Genomic DNA, 14246 nt, shown 5'->3' with positions numbered 1-14246 from the left:
GACCAGAACCGCGCCAAAACCGAGAACTGCCCGGGCGGTAACGCCCCAGCAGGATTTCTGAACTGTGCTTTCCATGATTTCCCCGATGGAACATGCCGGCGCAGCAGCCGTGATCGGCGCTGCTTGGGCCCTGTTTAATGAAGAATTCATGAAACCGCAATCGCGAAAAATGGCGAAAGCAAGGCGAATGCCTCATGGGTGATCTGCATGGCGCGCATGACATGTCGCAAAATCAGACAGTTGCGGGCAGCAAGCCCGGCAGGCCCGCCGCCGCCTTTCCGCCGCAAGTCTGAACGGGCTTCGGACAGCGGCCCCAGCCCCTTGCAAAATGCCGAATCCATGGCACAAAACCACGCATGACCAGTCCGGATATCGCCGCCCTCGCCATCTTCATCATCCTGTGGATCGGGTATTCCTGGCTCACGGACCGGGCGAAGCTGTTCGACCGCGTGAGCCTGACGCGGGCGATGAGCTCGCAGCGCGCGATCTGGATCCGCAATGCCATGCATCGCGACCTGCGGATGATCGACACGCAGATCATGGCCGGCCTGCAGAACGGCACGGCCTTCTTCGCCTCCACCTCGCTTCTGGCGCTCGGCAGCTGCTTCGCACTGCTCGGGGCGACGGACAAGGTGTTCAGCCTCTTCAACGACCTGCCGGAGGTGTTCCGCGGCAGCCGCTCCGGCTTCGAGATGAAGGTCGGCGGGCTTGCCATCATCTTCGGCTATGCCTTCTTCAAGTTCGGCTGGTCCTACCGCCTCTTCAACTACTGCACCATCCTGCTCGGCGCGATGCCGATGAGCGGCGACATCCACAAGGACCCGGCCGCCGCCGACCTTGCCGCCGACAAGGTCATCCGCATGAACATCCTGGCCGCCAAGCACTTCAACAAGGGGCTGCGCGCGATCTTCCTGTCGATCGGCTATCTCGGCTGGTTCGTCAGCCCCTATCTCTTCATCCTGACGACGATGGGCATCATCGTCGTCCTCGTCCGCCGGCAGTTCTACTCCGAGGCGCGCCTCGGCGTGCTCGAACGCCTCGACTGATCCCTTCCCCGGCCTCCTTTCGGCCATCCGCCCGGCGCAAGCTTGGCGTGGCATATTCCCATGGACCAAAGCAATGCAGCGACCCCGAACCATGACGACGACGGTGATTGACGGCAATGTGGAAGGAGACGGCGGCGCCACGCGCCGCCTGCCGCGCATTCCTTTGATCGACCAGGCCCGCGGCGTCGCGCTGATCGCCATGGCGAGCTACCATTTCACCTGGGATCTCGGCTATTTCGGCTACATCGAACCGGAAACGGCTACGACCGGCGGATGGCGCCTCTATGCGCGGCTGATCGCCGGCAGCTTCCTCTTCCTCGTCGGCTTCAGCCTCGTGCTCGGCCACCAGCGCGGCTTCCGGCCACGGCCATACTTCATGCGGCTCGGCAGGATCGTGCTGGCGGCGGCGACGATCACGGTCGCCACATGGTTCGCCTTCCCCGAGACCTTCATCTTCTTCGGCATCCTGCACGCCATCGCGGCGGCGAGCCTGATAGGGCTTCTCTTCCTGCGCCTGCCCGTCGCCGTGACCCTGCTGGCCGCCGCGGCCGTCGCAGCCGCGCCGCTTTATCTTCGTGCGCCGATCTTCGATCATCCGGCGCTCTGGTGGGTCGGCCTTTCCGTCACGCCGCCGCGCTCCAACGACTATGTGCCGCTGCTGCCCTGGCTCGCCCCCGTGCTGCTCGGCATCGCGGCCGCCCGGCTCTTCGTCGCAAGCGCGCTGCCCGAGCGGCTGGCCGGTTTCGGCAATGCATCCAGAAGCCGGTGGAAAACCCTGCTGGAGCAGGCCGGCCGCCACAGTCTCGCCATCTACCTTATCCATCAGCCGGTGCTGATCGCGCTGGTCTACGGCTTCTCGCTGGTCATGCCCGCTCCCGCGGCCGACCCAACCGTCAGCTACACGAAGAGCTGCATGCGCGCCTGCATCAACGAGCGCGACGCCGGCTTCTGCCAGAGCTTCTGCGGCTGCACGCTGGACAGGCTGATGGGCGAGAACCTCTTCGCCGACCTGAACCGCGGCGCAATCGATATTACGGACCAACGCATTGCAACGATCTCCTCGCAATGCACGGCGGATGCCGACGCGAGGAGCGAGCCCCAGGAGTAGGATCATGAACGCCTATCGCATGAAGCCACTCGCCTTTCCCTGGCCGCCGCTGATCTACGGCGCGGCCATAGCGGCGGCCTTCCTGCTCCAGGCGTATTTTCCGCTGGAGGTCGCGGAGACGAACATGTGGTATGCGTGGGTAGGCGGCGGCCTGTTCGTGGTCGCGGCCGTCGCTCTGGACGTCTGGGCGATGCGCACGCTGCTCGACTGCCATACGACCATCCTGCCGAACCGCTGCTCGACCTATCTGGTCACGTCCGGGCCCTATCGCTTCACGCGCAATCCCATTTATCTCGGCTATACGCTGACGACCGCCGGCATCGGCCTTGCCCTGCTCAATCCGTGGTGCATCGTCACGGCCATCGTCGCCGCGGCCGTGACGAGCCTCGTCGCGATCCACCGAGAGGAGCTGCATCTCCTCTCGCGCTTCGGCATCGATTTCGAACGCTATTGCAACGGCACGGCGCGCTGGATCTGAGCGGCCGGCCCTTCAGGTGCCGACGCCGATCTCGGCAAGGCGCGTGAGACAGGCTTCCTCGACATTGTCGAGCTCGGCCAGCGTCTCCTCGATGTCGCGGCGCTTCTGGCGCAACTCGTCGCGCTTCTCGTTGACCTTGTTCATCAGCATCTCGAGCTGGCCGACTTCGCCCGGCGGGTCCTTGTAGACGCGGATGATGTCGCGGATTTCCGCGATGGTGAAGCCGATGCGGCGCCCGCGCAGGATTTCCTGGATGAGGCGGCGGTCCGCGGGGCGGAAAAGACGCGTGCGGCCCCGGCGCTCGGGGTTGATCAGCCCCTCGTCCTCGTAGAAGCGCAGGGTGCGGGTGGAAACCCCGAATTCGCGCGTCAGCTCGGTTATGCTATAAAACTTGTCCACGCCTGCTCCGATCTCTTCTACCGGCGCATTCTATTGACTTTTACGTATAAGTCAATTTTTCCCTAGCGGATGGCGAACCACCAGGTCGCAAGGCCGAGAAATGCGAGGAAGCCGACGATGTCGGTGACGGCCGTGACGAAGACGGCCGACGACACCGCCGGGTCGGCCCCTGCCCGGTCGAGGAAGAGCGGAATGGCGATGCCGGCGAGCGCCGCCGCCGTCATGTTGATCAGCATGGCCGCCGCGATCACGCCGCCGATATTGGCGTCGTGGAACCAGACACCGGCGACGAGGCCGATCATCAGGCCGAAGGCGATGCCGTGCAGCAGGCCGACGCCGGCCTCGCGGCGCACGACGCGCCAGGCATTGTGGATGTCGAGATTGCGGGTGGCGAGCGCCCGCACCGTCACGGTCATGGTCTGCGAGCCGGCGTTGCCGCCCATGCCGGCGACGATCGGCATCAGCACGGCGAGCGCCACGATCTCCTCGATCGTCGCCTCGAACACCGAGATGACGGAAGCGGCAAGGAAGGCGGTCAGGAGGTTGACGAGCAGCCACGGCGCGCGCGAACGGACCGTCTCGATGGTGGTGTCGGAGAGCTCTTCGTCGCCGACGCCGCCGAGGCGCATCAAGTCCTCCTCCGCTTCTTCCTGGATGACGTCGACCACGTCGTCGATGGTGAGCACGCCGACGAGCCGGCCGTTCTCGTCGACGACGGCGGCGGAGAGAAGGTCGTACTGCTCGAAGAGCTGGGCAGCCTCTTCCTGGTCCATCTCCGCCGGGATCGGATGGTTCGTCTCTCGCATGATGGCCTCGATCTTCGTGCCGCGCGGCATGCGCAGGATGCGGTCGAGATCGATGGCGCCGAGCAGGCGGAAGGTCGGGTCGATGACGAAGATCTGCGAGAAGCTTTCCGGCAGGTCGGCATCCTCGCGCAGGTAGTCGATCGTCTGCCCGACCGTCCAGAACGGCGGCACGGCGACGAATTCGGTCTGCATGCGCCGGCCGGCCGTGCTTTCCGGATAGTCGAGAGAGCGGCGCAGGCGAATCCGTTCGGTGAACGGCAGCTTGGCGAGGATCTCGTCCTGGTCCTCCTGGTCGAGGTCTTCCAGGATGTAGACGGCGTCGTCCGAATCCATCTCGCCGAGAGCGGCGGCGATCTGCTCGTTCGGCAGATGCTCGACGATGTCGAGGCGGATCGCCTCGTCGACTTCCGTCAGCGCGGCAAGGTCGAAGTCGGCGCCGAGCAGCGAGACGAGCTGGCGGCGCTGCTCCGGCTGGATCGCCTCCAGAAGGTCGCCCATTTCCGATTCGTGCAGTCGCGCGACATGCCGGCGCAGGAACAGCAGGTCACGGTCGGCGATGGCCGCGCCGACATGCATGAGGAAATCCGAGCGGACGGAGCCGTCCTCGGCATAGATGTCCTCGCCGTCGAAGGTACTGTGCTCTGCCTGGCCCTCATGGATACGGTCGTCGTCGCCGGTGTCTTCCATCGGGCCGCTCCTTGTATCGGGCTCGTCAGGCCCGGCACGCGGCGCGGGCGGAAACGACAGGGATTGCTTGCAGGGTTCCTCGCAAGGCGCCGTCTTTCAGGGCCTTGCCTGTTTTCTGCTAACCCAAAGCGCGCGGCCGGTCCATCGCCGACGGGCGGCAAAAGCGGGGTCGATGCGAAAAATTCGCAACCTGTTGCAAGTTCACGCAAATCGAACGATTTGGCCCGGCGGCGTTTTCCCCCCGCCGCAAACGCGCTAGGAAAGCCTGTCCGATCCACCAGCCGGGGCCATCCATGGCGATCCTTTCCATCCTGCGCTTTCCCGATCCGCGGCTGCGCCTTCCCTGCAAGCCGGTCGAAGCCTTCGACGCGCGCCTTGCCGAATGCGCGGCCGATCTGGCGGCGACGATGCGCGCGGCGCCCGGTATCGGCATCACCGCCGCGCATGTCGGCATCCTCGAGCGGCTGACGGTCATCGAGCTCCACGGCCCCGCCTCGCAGCGCGTTTATGTGAACCCCGCCGTGACATGGTTCTCGCCCGAACTTCAGCGCCATACGGAAGGCAGCGTCTCGATGCCGGGCGTCACGGACGAGGTGGAGCGCCCTGCCCGCATCCGCCTCACCTATCAGGACCTCGCGGGAAAGACGCATTCGGAGGAAGCCGACGGCCTTCTCGCCGTCTGCCTCCAGCATGAGATCGACCAGCTCGACGGCATTTTCTGGATCGACCGCCTGTCGCGCCTCAAGCGGGAGCGGATCGTCAAGAAATTCCGCAAGGCAGGCGAATAGGGAACCAGCCGCGGCCTTCGGCGTTGAGGAAGCACCCCAACCCGAAAGGAGAAACCCGATGGTCGCAGCAACCCAGATTCGCGAACATATGGAAGTCAAGGCAGCCGACGGCCGCCATGTCGGCACGGTCGACCACATGGAAGGCGACAGCCGCATCAAGCTCACCAGGAACGATTCCGACGACGGCCAGCATCACCTCATTCCGCTCGACTGGGTGGATCATGTCGACGCCCATGTTCACCTGAACAAGGATGCCGATGAAGTCCGCCAGCAGTGGTCGTCGATGAACTGACCGCAAGCGGCTTGAACAAGGGGCCCGCCGAAAGGCGGGTTTCTTTTTGGAAAGGCGACGTCCGCTCAGTCGCCGCGTGCGTCGACCGCGAGCTTCGCCTCGCAACGATGCTTCTTCATGGCTATTGAGAGGTTCCGCCGTCCCCGCTCGTCGGCATCGGCCTTCGCCGCCTCCATGTTCCGGCACCATTCGGCATCGAGAACATGCTCGGGAATGTGCGGCATGCAGGAGGCCAGCAGAAGCAGCGGGCAAAGGACGATGAAACGCATTCCCTGAAACCTCCCGGCCGTACACAAGGCACCGCAAAAACAAAAAACCCGGCACTAGGCCGGGTTCTTTTGGTGCGGTCGAGAAGACTCGAACTTCCACGGGTTGCCCCACAGCGACCTCAACGCTGCGCGTCTACCAATTCCGCCACGACCGCATCGTGGTAGGTGTCGTCTTGCGGCGACGGGGGTGCATGTAGCAAAAGGATTTGGGGTGCACAAGGCCGCGCGACAAGAAAAATGACGGAAAGCGAAACAATTTCAACACGACCTGTGGGAAAGCCCGGAAACCCCTGAAATCCTTGCATGATCGCCCCTATATCTGGCACAACGGAAAGCAAAAGGACGGCCATCATGCAGCGTCAGGACATTTCCATCTCCCTTCTCGCGCTCCCCGGCTCGCCGCCGGTGCGCTGGCGCATCGCGCGGGATCTCGTTCCCTATGACGTCGCCGTCGAGACCATGGAAAACGAGGCCGCGGCCATCGCCCGCGGCGAGGCGGACGAACTCGTCTGGCTGGTCGAGCACCCGCCGCTCTACACGGCCGGCACCAGCGCCGTTGCGGACGATCTCGTGGCGCCGGACCGGTTCCCGGTGTTTTCCACGGGCCGCGGCGGCGAATATACCTATCATGGCCCCGGCCAGCGGGTCGTCTATGTGATGCTCGACCTGAAGCGCCGCCGGCAGGATGTGCGCGCCTTCGTGGCGGCGCTGGAGGCGGTGGTGATCGATGCCCTCGATTCCATGAACATCCGCGGCGAGCGGCGCGAGGACCGCGTCGGCGTCTGGGTGAGCCGGCCGGAGCGTCCGCCGATGCCGGACGGCTCGCCCGCCGAGGACAAGATCGCCGCCATCGGCATCCGCCTGCGCCGCTGGGTGAGCTTCCACGGCTTCTCGCTCAACGTCGATCCGGACCTCGAGCATTTTTCCGGCATCGTGCCCTGCGGCATCCGCGGCTACGGGGTCACGAGCCTCGTGGATCTCGGCCTTCCCGTGATGATGAGCGATGTGGATGTCCGCATCCGCGATTCCTTCGAGCGCGTCTTCGGCCCCACCGCCAACGAGGCGGACTGTCCGTCCGAAAGCCTTCCGCAGGCCTGACCGGTCCCGGCCTCAGGCGAATTCCATGATCACGGCGTCGACGGCGAGGCTCTCGCCGGGCTTTGCCTTGATCGCACCGACCGTCAGGTCGCGCTCGGCACGCAGCACGTTTTCCATCTTCATGGCCTCGACCACGGCCAGCGTCTCGCCGGCCTTCACCTCCTGCCCCTCGCTGACGGCGATCGAGACGACGAGGCCCGGCATCGGGCAGAGCAGCATCTTCGACGTGTCCGGCGGCAGCTTGACCGGCATCAGCGCGTCGAGTTCGGCCAGCCGCGGCGTGAAGACGCGCGTGCGCACGGAAAGCCCCTGCCAGTCGATGCGCATGCCATTGAGGAACGGGCGAAGCTGCGCGGTCACGCCGCGCCCGCCGACCGTGCCGCGCCAGACCGCCTCGCCCGGCAGCCAGTCGCTCCGCACGGCGTCCTCCGCCGTCAGTGCATGATAGGCATCGCCGATCTTCACCGCCCAGTCCTTGTTCTGCACGGTGGCCGGACGCAGCCGGTCGAGATGGTGCGACCGCCGCTCGGCATCGACGAGATGGGCGGAAAGCGCGATCCGCGCCAGAATGCCGGCCTCCTCGGCCGTCGGCTCCATCGGGGCGAAGCCTTCGGGATATTCCTCGGCGATGAAGCCGGTGGACAGCCGCCCTTCCCGCCAGCGCGGATGACGCATCAGCGCCGCGAGGAACGGGACATTGTGTTCGATGCCGTCGACCACGAAACCGTCCAGCGCATCGCTCATCGCATCGATGGCCTGAAGGCGCGTCGGCGCGAAGGTGCAGAGCTTGGCGACCATGGGGTCGTAATACATGGAAATCTCGGCGCCCTCGTAGACGCCGGTATCGTTGCGCACGACCGTATCGCCGCTCCGGCCCTCGGCCGGCGGGCGGTAGCGCGTCAGCCGGCCGATGGACGGCAGGAAATTGCGATAGGGATCTTCAGCGTAAAGACGGCTTTCGACGGCCCAGCCGTTCAGCCGGATATCGGCCTGCGTCAGCGCCAGTTTCTCGCCGGCCGCAACGCGGATCATCTGCTCGACGAGGTCGATGCCGGTCACCAGCTCCGTCACGGGATGCTCGACCTGCAGGCGGGTGTTCATCTCCAGGAAGTAGAAATTGCGCTCGCGGTCGACGATGAATTCCACCGTGCCGGCGCTCTGGTAATCCACCGCCTTTGCGAGCGCCACCGACTGCTCGCCCATGGCGCGCCGCGTCGCCTCGTCGAGGAAGGGCGACGGCGCCTCTTCCACGACCTTCTGGTTCCGCCGCTGGATCGAGCATTCGCGCTCGCCGAGATAGAGCGCGTTGCCATGGGCGTCGGCGAGAACCTGGATCTCGATATGACGCGGATCGACGATGTATTTCTCGATGAAGACGCGCTCGTCGCCGAAGGAGCTCTTCGCCTCCGAGCGGGCCCGCTCGAAACCGTCGCGCACCTCGGCCTCGTTCCAGGCGATGCGCATGCCCTTGCCGCCGCCGCCGGCCGAGGCCTTGATCATCACCGGATAGCCGATCTCGCCGGCGATGCGCTCGGCATGGCCGGCATCCTCGATGACGCCGAGGAATCCCGGAACGGTCGAGACCTTCGCCGCATTGGCGAATTTCTTCGATTCGATCTTGTCGCCCATGGCGCGGATCGCCTTCGGCTTGGGGCCGATGAAGACGATGCCCTCCGCCTCCAGCGCCTCGCAGAAGCTCGCCCGCTCGGACAGGAACCCGTAGCCCGGATGTACCGCCTCGGCGCCCGTCTCCTTGCAGGCGGCGATGATCTTCCCGGCGACGAGGTAGCTTTCGGCGGCGGGCGCCGGGCCGATATGTACGGCCTCGTCGGCCATCTCGACATGCAGCGCATCCCGGTCCGCATCGGAATAGACGGCGACGGTGGCGATGCCCATCCTGCGTGCCGTCTTGATCACGCGGCAGGCGATCTCGCCGCGATTGGCAATCAGGATCTTCTTGAACATGCTTTCCTCCCGGCAGTCTGCATCGGAGTTTTAGCCATAAACGGCACGCCCGTACAACGGCAGGATGGAGCGCACTTTAGTCGAAGGCGATGTCGGCGTTCGCCTTGCGGTTCTTGTGCTCGCGCCAGATGATGAAAAGGCCCGAGGTGACGATGATGCCGATGCCGAGCCATTTGGAAGGCGTCGGGAAATCGCCGAAGATCGCATAGCCGAGAATGGTCGCCGAAATGATCTCGAAATACTGGAACGGCGCCAGCAGCGAGAGCGGCGCCATGCGGAAGGCGCGCACCACCAGCATATGCGCATAGCCGGACAGCGCGCCCAGGATGAGCAGCAGCACGAGCGTGAAGAGCGACGGCGGCAGCGAGGGCTCGAAATCGGCAATGCCGGCCATGTCGCCGGCGAACATCGCCGCCCCCATGAACAGCATGCCGCCGAAGCCGGCGACCGTCTGCATGGTGACGGGCGAATCGGCATTGCCGATGGCACGGTTCATGAAAAGGTAGACGGAATAGAAGAAGGCGCAGGCGACCGGCAGCAGCGCCGTCCAGCCGAAGAGGATGAAGCTCGGCTGGATGACGATGAGCGCGCCGCCGAAGCCGACCATGATGGCAAGCCACCGCCGCCAGCCCACCCGCTCGCCGAGGAAGACGGCCGACATCGCCGTCAGGATGAAAGGCTCGACGAAATAGATCGCGAAGACGTCGGCCAGCGGCATGTATTTGACCGCCGCGAAGAAGAACAGGCTCGCCGCGCCGTGGATCGCGCCGCGCAGGAGGTTCAGCCACGGGCGTTTCGGCCGCAGCATGGCGCTGCCCTGTGCGGTGAAGATCAGCGGGATCGTGCAGACGACCTGGAAGAAGAACCGGTAGAACGTCACCTGCCCCGGCGACATGCCGGCAAAGGTCGCCATGTATTTGGCGATGGCGTCCATGCACGGCAGCATCAGCATGGCGACGGCCATCAGCACGACGCCCTGCATGGTGCCGCCGCCCTCTCGATCGGTGGTGCTGCCGGCTGTGGCGTTCATGCGCATCTCCCTTGCTCGCCCCTGCATAGCGCTTTTCGGCCGGCTGGCAATGCCGGAAATCTCTCTTCGCGCGGGCGGCGCAAAGCGGCGCAATTGAGGTAGAGGGCCATCCCCTCTTGCCTGTAAGCTCAAGGGCGAGACAATGGAGGCCGTGATGACCTTTCCCGGCGAGAACAATACGATTCCCTTCCCCCTCGTCCGCAATGACAGCGATACGCTCGGCGGGCGCCTCTGGCGGGCGCGCGATGCGCTCGGCCTCTCCATCGAGATCATCGCGGCGCGGCTCGGCCTGCCGGAAGAGACGGTCACCGGCTGGGAGCGCGACCGGTCGGAGCCGGACAGCCGGGCGCTTCCCATGCTGGCCGGCCTGCTTGCCGTTTCCCCCGCCTGGCTCGTCGCCGGAATCGGCACGGCGCCGGCCGTCCCCACGGACGACAGCCCGGTCGAGCAGCTCATGCACCAGCTCAGCGAGGTGCGCCAGCTTTTCGACAGGACGGGCAAGGCCCTCGCCGCGCTCGAAACCGAGGTCGCCAGATTGATCAAAAAAGATCAAGGCTGACTTTTTTACATTCACCGCACTTGAGACGCCGGACCGGCTCTGCAATGGTCGGCCCGACACAGAATCCGCGTAAGGGAGACGAACATGGACGTACGCGCCGCCGTTGCCGTTCAGGCCGGAAAACCGCTTGAAATCATGACCGTGCAGCTCGAAGGCCCGCGTGCCGGCGAGGTGCTGATCGAGGTGAAGGCGACGGGCATCTGCCACACCGACGACTTCACGTTGTCGGGCGCCGATCCGGAGGGCCTCTTCCCCGCGATCCTCGGCCATGAGGGCGCGGGTATCGTCGTCGATGTCGGCCCTGGCGTCACCTCCGTCAAGAAGGGCGACCATGTCATCCCGCTCTACACGCCGGAATGCCGCGAGTGCTATTCCTGTCTCTCCCGCAAGACGAACCTGTGCACCGCCATCCGCGCCACGCAGGGCCAGGGCCTGATGCCGGACGGCACGTCCCGCTTCTCCATCGGCAAGGACAAGATCCACCATTACATGGGCTGCTCGACCTTCTCGAACTACACGGTCCTGCCCGAGATCGCCGTCGCCAAGGTCAACCCGGACGCGCCCTTCGACAAGATCTGCTACATCGGCTGCGGCGTCACCACCGGCATCGGCGCGGTCATCAACACGGCCAAGGTCGAGATCGGCTCGACGGCCGTGGTCTTCGGCCTCGGCGGCATCGGCCTCAATGTGCTGCAGGGCCTGCGCCTTGCCGGCGCGGACATGATCATCGGCGTCGACATCAATCCGGACCGCAAGGAATGGGGCGAGAAGTTCGGCATGACGCATTTCGTCAACCCGAAGGAGGTCGAGGGCGACATCGTTCCCTACCTCGTCAACCTGACGAAGCGGAACGGCGACCTGATCGGCGGTGCGGACTACACGTTCGACTGCACGGGCAACACCAAGGTGATGCGCCAGGCGCTGGAATCGGCGCATCGCGGCTGGGGCAAGTCGGTCATCATCGGCGTTGCCGGCGCGGGGCAGGAAATCTCGACGCGTCCGTTCCAGCTCGTCACCGGCCGCCAGTGGATGGGCACGGCCTTCGGCGGCGCGCGCGGGCGCACGGACGTGCCGAAGATCGTCGACTGGTACATGGACGGCAAGATCCAGATCGACCCGATGATCACCCACACCATGCCGCTGGAAGACATCAACGAGGGCTTCGAGCTGATGCATTCCGGCAAGTCCATCCGCGGCGTCGTGGTCTATTGATGCCGGCAACCGCCTATAGCGTCGACGTGCGGAGGATGGAATCCTTCTCCGCCGTCGAGCTTTATGCCCTGCTGAAACTGCGCGTCGACGTCTTCGTCGTCGAGCAGGCCTGCCCCTATCCGGAGCTGGACGGCAAGGACGCGGATGCGCTCCATCTTCGCCTGCTGGTCGACGGCGAGACCGCCGCCTATGCCCGGCTCTGGCGCCCCGAGAACGGCGCCCCGCGCATCGGCCGCGTCCTCGTTTCGCCGGACCATCGCGGCAAACGGCTCGGCGAGGCCCTCATGCAGGAAGCGATCCGCGCCTGCGAGGCCCATTTTCCCGGCATGCCGATCGAGCTTTCCGCGCAGAGCTATCTGCAGCAGTTCTACCGCTCCCTCGGCTTTTCCCCGACATCGGAGGAATATGTCGAGGACGGCATCCCGCATATCGACATGCGCCGACCCGGCGCAAGCGATGCGCAACGCGCCTGACCGGCAGCGGAGCGCCGTGTCCAAGGAAAGAACGACCGCATGAGCGAGGATCTGCCCACCATCTATGTCGACGCGGATGCCTGCCCGGTGAAGCCGGAGATCCTCAAGGTGGCGGAGCGGCATGGGCTGCCGGTGACCTTCGTCGCCAATTCGGGCCTGCGGCCGTCGCGCGATCCGATGGTGCGCAACGTCATCGTTTCCGGCGCCTTCGACGCGGCGGACGACTGGATCGCGGAGAATGTGCAGGAAGGCGACATCGTCATCACGGCCGACGTGCCGCTGGCGGGGCGCACCGTCGCCAAGGGCGCGCATGTCACCGGCCCGACCGGCCGGCTCTTCGACAAGTCGAACATTGGCATGGCGAGTGCGATGCGCGACCTCGGCGCGCATCTGCGCGAGACCGGCGAGAGCAAGGGCTACAACGCCGCCTTCTCGCCGCGCGACCGCTCCGCCTTCCTCGAAACGCTCGACCGCCTTTGCCGCCGGGCGAAGAATGCGCGCACGGGATCGCCGTCATGACGGCAAAACCCGGACCCGAGGTCTATGGCCGGCACGTGCCCTTCTATGTCGGCATCGGCGCTGCGGCGCTCGTCCTTGCGGCGGCCCTCTGGCTGAAGCCGGATTTCGCCATCGCCGCCGCGGCGACCGCTTTCTTCCTCTGCTATCTCCTGCTCACGGCCTGGCGCCTGCCGCGCCTGACGGCAAGCTATCTCAAGCACTATGCGACGGATACCGACGAGCCGATCGCCATCATCTTCGCCGTGACCTTCGCCACGGTCGCCGTATCCATCGGCTCACTGTTCGTCGTCCTCAACCGCGCGCCGGCCACCGGCACCGAACTGGTGCTCGCCTTCGCTTCGGTCGCGCTCGGCTGGCTCACTATCCACACGATGGCGGCCCTCCACTATGCCCATATCTACTGGCGGCCGGGCAGCGCCAGGACAGGCGGGGAGACCGGGCGCGGCCTCGACTTTCCCGGCGACAGCGAGCCCGGCGCCTATGATTTCCTCTATTTCGCCTTCGTCATCGGCATGACGGCGCAGACCTCGGACACCGCGATCACCTCGACGGCGATGCGCAAGGTCAACCTGCTGCATGCCATCGTCTCCTTCTTCTTCAACACGGTGCTGGTCGCCGCCGCCGTCAATGCGGCAGTGGCACTCGCTTCCTGAACCGATCGGAGTTTTCCATGAAAGTGCTTTCCCAGAACACCGCCTTCGGCGGGATGCAGGGTGTCTTCGCCCACGATTCGGAAGCCTGCAAATGCGAGATGACCTTCGCCGTCTTCGTGCCACCACAGGCGATCCAGGAGCCGCGCCCGGTGCTCTGGTATCTCTCCGGCCTCACCTGCACCCATGCCAATGTGATGGAAAAGGGCGAGTACCGCCGCATGGCCGCCGAGCTCGGCCTCATTATCGTCTGCCCGGACACCAGCCCACGCGGCAACGACGTGCCGGACGAGATGACCAACTGGCAGATGGGCAAGGGCGCCGGCTTCTATCTCGACGCCACCGAGGAGCCCTGGGCCGAGAACTTCCGGATGTACAGCTACGTCACGGAGGAGCTGCCAAATTTCCTTAGCCAGCATTTCCGCATGGACATGAGCCGCCAGGGTATCTTCGGCCATTCGATGGGCGGGCACGGCGCCATGACGATCGCGCTCAAGCACCCCGACCGCTTCAGGAGCTGCTCGGCCTTCGCGCCCATCGTCGAGCCATCCACCGCCGACTGGTCGGCCCCGGCCTTCGAGAAGTATCTCGGCGCCGACAAGGCGACGTGGCGGGAATACGACGCCTGCGCGCTCGTCGCCGACGGCGCCCGCTTCCCGGAATTCCTGATCGACCAGGGCAAGGCGGATGGCTTTCTCGAAAACGGCCTGCGGCCCTGGCTCTTCGAGGAGGCGGTCAAGGATACGGATATCAAGCTGACGCTGCGCATGCACGAGCGCTACGACCATTCCTACTACTTCATCTCGACCTTCATGGACGATCACCTGAAGTGGCACGCCGAGCGGCTCGGCTGAGACCGGATATGGC

18 protein-coding genes and 1 tRNA gene are annotated in these 14246 nt (G+C 65.2%); 12 read left to right on the top strand and 7 right to left on the bottom strand.

Annotated features, from left to right (window positions below):
* Positions 1 to 146: 146 nt before the first annotated feature.
* Complete coding sequence (locus ACZ1A1_RS05815; protein WP_463619155.1) at positions 147 to 341, bottom strand: hypothetical protein; 195 nt, start codon at positions 339 to 341, stop codon at positions 147 to 149.
* A gap of 15 nt (positions 342 to 356) precedes the next feature.
* Between ACZ1A1_RS05815 and ACZ1A1_RS05810 the strand changes: the two genes are divergently transcribed.
* The 3 genes from ACZ1A1_RS05810 (at position 357) to ACZ1A1_RS05800 (ending at position 2632) form a co-directional block, all read left to right on the top strand.
* Positions 357 to 1046, top strand: a complete 690-nt coding sequence (locus ACZ1A1_RS05810; protein WP_463619153.1) for a DUF599 domain-containing protein — start codon at positions 357 to 359, stop codon at positions 1044 to 1046.
* Between the two features lie 73 nt (positions 1047 to 1119).
* Positions 1120 to 2154 (top strand): acetyltransferase domain-containing protein, encoded by a 1035-nt coding sequence (locus ACZ1A1_RS05805; RefSeq protein ID WP_463619152.1) that lies wholly within the window; start codon positions 1120 to 1122, stop codon positions 2152 to 2154.
* 4 nt (positions 2155 to 2158) lie between these two features.
* Positions 2159 to 2632 (top strand): methyltransferase family protein, encoded by a 474-nt coding sequence (locus tag ACZ1A1_RS05800; RefSeq protein ID WP_463619151.1) that lies wholly within the window; start codon positions 2159 to 2161, stop codon positions 2630 to 2632.
* Between the two features lie 12 nt (positions 2633 to 2644).
* On the opposite strand, the gene ACZ1A1_RS05795 is transcribed toward ACZ1A1_RS05800, so the two are convergent.
* Together ACZ1A1_RS05795 and mgtE are read right to left on the bottom strand one after the other, a co-directional pair.
* Positions 2645 to 3031, bottom strand: coding sequence for a MerR family transcriptional regulator (locus tag ACZ1A1_RS05795; RefSeq protein WP_119258271.1), 387 nt, complete (start codon positions 3029 to 3031; stop codon positions 2645 to 2647).
* Between the two features lie 62 nt (positions 3032 to 3093).
* Positions 3094 to 4524, bottom strand: a complete 1431-nt coding sequence (gene mgtE / locus ACZ1A1_RS05790) for a magnesium transporter (RefSeq protein WP_313195024.1) — start codon at positions 4522 to 4524, stop codon at positions 3094 to 3096.
* 293 nt (positions 4525 to 4817) lie between these two features.
* Here mgtE and ACZ1A1_RS05785 point away from each other — a divergent pair, with 293 nt between their 5' ends.
* Positions 4818 to 5312, top strand: coding sequence for a peptide deformylase (locus tag ACZ1A1_RS05785; RefSeq protein WP_463619150.1), 495 nt, complete (start codon positions 4818 to 4820; stop codon positions 5310 to 5312).
* Between the two features lie 58 nt (positions 5313 to 5370).
* Positions 5371 to 5604 (top strand): DUF2171 domain-containing protein, encoded by a 234-nt coding sequence (locus ACZ1A1_RS05780; RefSeq protein ID WP_463619149.1) that lies wholly within the window; start codon positions 5371 to 5373, stop codon positions 5602 to 5604.
* Between the two features lie 65 nt (positions 5605 to 5669).
* Here ACZ1A1_RS05780 and ACZ1A1_RS05775 read toward each other — a convergent pair whose 3' ends face one another.
* Both ACZ1A1_RS05775 and ACZ1A1_RS05770 read right to left on the bottom strand, forming a co-directional pair.
* Positions 5670 to 5873: a hypothetical protein gene (locus ACZ1A1_RS05775; protein WP_463619148.1), complete on the bottom strand. Its 204-nt coding sequence runs from the start codon at positions 5871 to 5873 to the stop codon at positions 5670 to 5672.
* Positions 5874 to 5943: 70 nt separating this feature from the next.
* Positions 5944 to 6028: transfer RNA gene (locus tag ACZ1A1_RS05770), tRNA-Leu, on the bottom strand.
* A gap of 196 nt (positions 6029 to 6224) precedes the next feature.
* Here ACZ1A1_RS05770 and lipB point away from each other — a divergent pair.
* Positions 6225 to 6971 carry a lipoyl(octanoyl) transferase LipB gene (gene lipB / locus ACZ1A1_RS05765; RefSeq protein ID WP_463619147.1) on the top strand — a complete coding sequence of 249 codons (747 nt, stop codon included), beginning with the start codon at positions 6225 to 6227 and terminating at the stop codon, positions 6969 to 6971.
* Positions 6972 to 6983: 12 nt separating this feature from the next.
* Here lipB and ACZ1A1_RS05760 read toward each other — a convergent pair whose 3' ends face one another.
* Together ACZ1A1_RS05760 and ACZ1A1_RS05755 are read right to left on the bottom strand one after the other, a co-directional pair.
* Complete coding sequence (locus tag ACZ1A1_RS05760) at positions 6984 to 8936, bottom strand: acetyl-CoA carboxylase biotin carboxylase subunit (protein WP_463619146.1); 1953 nt, start codon at positions 8934 to 8936, stop codon at positions 6984 to 6986.
* 76 nt (positions 8937 to 9012) lie between these two features.
* Positions 9013 to 9918, bottom strand: a complete 906-nt coding sequence (locus ACZ1A1_RS05755; RefSeq protein ID WP_463619525.1) for a DMT family transporter — start codon at positions 9916 to 9918, stop codon at positions 9013 to 9015.
* Positions 9919 to 10120: 202 nt separating this feature from the next.
* Here ACZ1A1_RS05755 and ACZ1A1_RS05750 point away from each other — a divergent pair, with 202 nt between their 5' ends.
* The 6 genes from ACZ1A1_RS05750 to fghA all read left to right on the top strand — a co-directional run bounded on the left by ACZ1A1_RS05750 (position 10121) and on the right by fghA (position 14233).
* The gene (locus tag ACZ1A1_RS05750; RefSeq protein WP_463619145.1) at positions 10121 to 10525 is read left to right on the top strand and encodes a helix-turn-helix domain-containing protein; all 405 of its coding nucleotides are present in this window, start codon (positions 10121 to 10123) and stop codon (positions 10523 to 10525) included.
* 84 nt (positions 10526 to 10609) lie between these two features.
* The gene (locus ACZ1A1_RS05745; RefSeq protein WP_463619144.1) at positions 10610 to 11737 is read left to right on the top strand and encodes an S-(hydroxymethyl)glutathione dehydrogenase/class III alcohol dehydrogenase; all 1128 of its coding nucleotides are present in this window, start codon (positions 10610 to 10612) and stop codon (positions 11735 to 11737) included.
* Entirely contained in the window at positions 11737 to 12210 is a 474-nt protein-coding gene (locus ACZ1A1_RS05740) for a GNAT family N-acetyltransferase (RefSeq protein WP_463619143.1), read from the top strand. The genes ACZ1A1_RS05745 and ACZ1A1_RS05740 overlap by 1 nt, the downstream gene beginning before the upstream one ends.
* 39 nt (positions 12211 to 12249) lie before the next feature.
* Positions 12250 to 12729 (top strand): YaiI/YqxD family protein, encoded by a 480-nt coding sequence (locus ACZ1A1_RS05735; RefSeq protein WP_119258280.1) that lies wholly within the window; start codon positions 12250 to 12252, stop codon positions 12727 to 12729.
* Entirely contained in the window at positions 12726 to 13382 is a 657-nt protein-coding gene (locus ACZ1A1_RS05730; protein WP_463619142.1) for a DUF1345 domain-containing protein, read from the top strand. Before ACZ1A1_RS05735 ends, ACZ1A1_RS05730 begins: the two co-directional genes overlap by 4 nt.
* A gap of 17 nt (positions 13383 to 13399) precedes the next feature.
* Positions 13400 to 14233 carry an S-formylglutathione hydrolase gene (gene fghA, locus ACZ1A1_RS05725; protein ID WP_313195038.1) on the top strand — a complete coding sequence of 278 codons (834 nt, stop codon included), beginning with the start codon at positions 13400 to 13402 and terminating at the stop codon, positions 14231 to 14233.
* Positions 14234 to 14246: the final 13 nt, after the last annotated feature.

The sequence above is a fragment of the Shinella sp. R2-11 genome, assembly GCF_055330205.1.
This window is presented reverse-complemented; position numbering and strand designations above follow the sequence as displayed.

Coding starts and splice junctions, on each gene's coding strand:
- ACZ1A1_RS05755 (WP_463619525.1), bottom strand. CDS start 9,918: ATGCAGGGCGTCGTGCTGATGGCCGTCGCCATGCTGATGCTGCCGTGC.
- ACZ1A1_RS05740 (WP_463619143.1), top strand. CDS start 11,737: ATGCCGGCAACCGCCTATAGCGTCGACGTGCGGAGGATGGAATCCTTC.
- mgtE (WP_313195024.1), bottom strand. CDS start 4,524: ATGGAAGACACCGGCGACGACGACCGTATCCATGAGGGCCAGGCAGAG.
- ACZ1A1_RS05800 (WP_463619151.1), top strand. CDS start 2,159: ATGAACGCCTATCGCATGAAGCCACTCGCCTTTCCCTGGCCGCCGCTG.
- ACZ1A1_RS05785 (WP_463619150.1), top strand. CDS start 4,818: ATGGCGATCCTTTCCATCCTGCGCTTTCCCGATCCGCGGCTGCGCCTT.
- lipB (WP_463619147.1), top strand. CDS start 6,225: ATGCAGCGTCAGGACATTTCCATCTCCCTTCTCGCGCTCCCCGGCTCG.
- ACZ1A1_RS05730 (WP_463619142.1), top strand. CDS start 12,726: ATGACGGCAAAACCCGGACCCGAGGTCTATGGCCGGCACGTGCCCTTC.
- fghA (WP_313195038.1), top strand. CDS start 13,400: ATGAAAGTGCTTTCCCAGAACACCGCCTTCGGCGGGATGCAGGGTGTC.
- ACZ1A1_RS05805 (WP_463619152.1), top strand. CDS start 1,120: ATGCAGCGACCCCGAACCATGACGACGACGGTGATTGACGGCAATGTG.
- ACZ1A1_RS05735 (WP_119258280.1), top strand. CDS start 12,250: ATGAGCGAGGATCTGCCCACCATCTATGTCGACGCGGATGCCTGCCCG.
- ACZ1A1_RS05815 (WP_463619155.1), bottom strand. CDS start 341: ATGGATTCGGCATTTTGCAAGGGGCTGGGGCCGCTGTCCGAAGCCCGT.
- ACZ1A1_RS05780 (WP_463619149.1), top strand. CDS start 5,371: ATGGTCGCAGCAACCCAGATTCGCGAACATATGGAAGTCAAGGCAGCC.
- ACZ1A1_RS05760 (WP_463619146.1), bottom strand. CDS start 8,936: ATGTTCAAGAAGATCCTGATTGCCAATCGCGGCGAGATCGCCTGCCGC.
- ACZ1A1_RS05810 (WP_463619153.1), top strand. CDS start 357: ATGACCAGTCCGGATATCGCCGCCCTCGCCATCTTCATCATCCTGTGG.
- ACZ1A1_RS05750 (WP_463619145.1), top strand. CDS start 10,121: ATGACCTTTCCCGGCGAGAACAATACGATTCCCTTCCCCCTCGTCCGC.
- ACZ1A1_RS05775 (WP_463619148.1), bottom strand. CDS start 5,873: ATGCGTTTCATCGTCCTTTGCCCGCTGCTTCTGCTGGCCTCCTGCATG.
- ACZ1A1_RS05745 (WP_463619144.1), top strand. CDS start 10,610: ATGGACGTACGCGCCGCCGTTGCCGTTCAGGCCGGAAAACCGCTTGAA.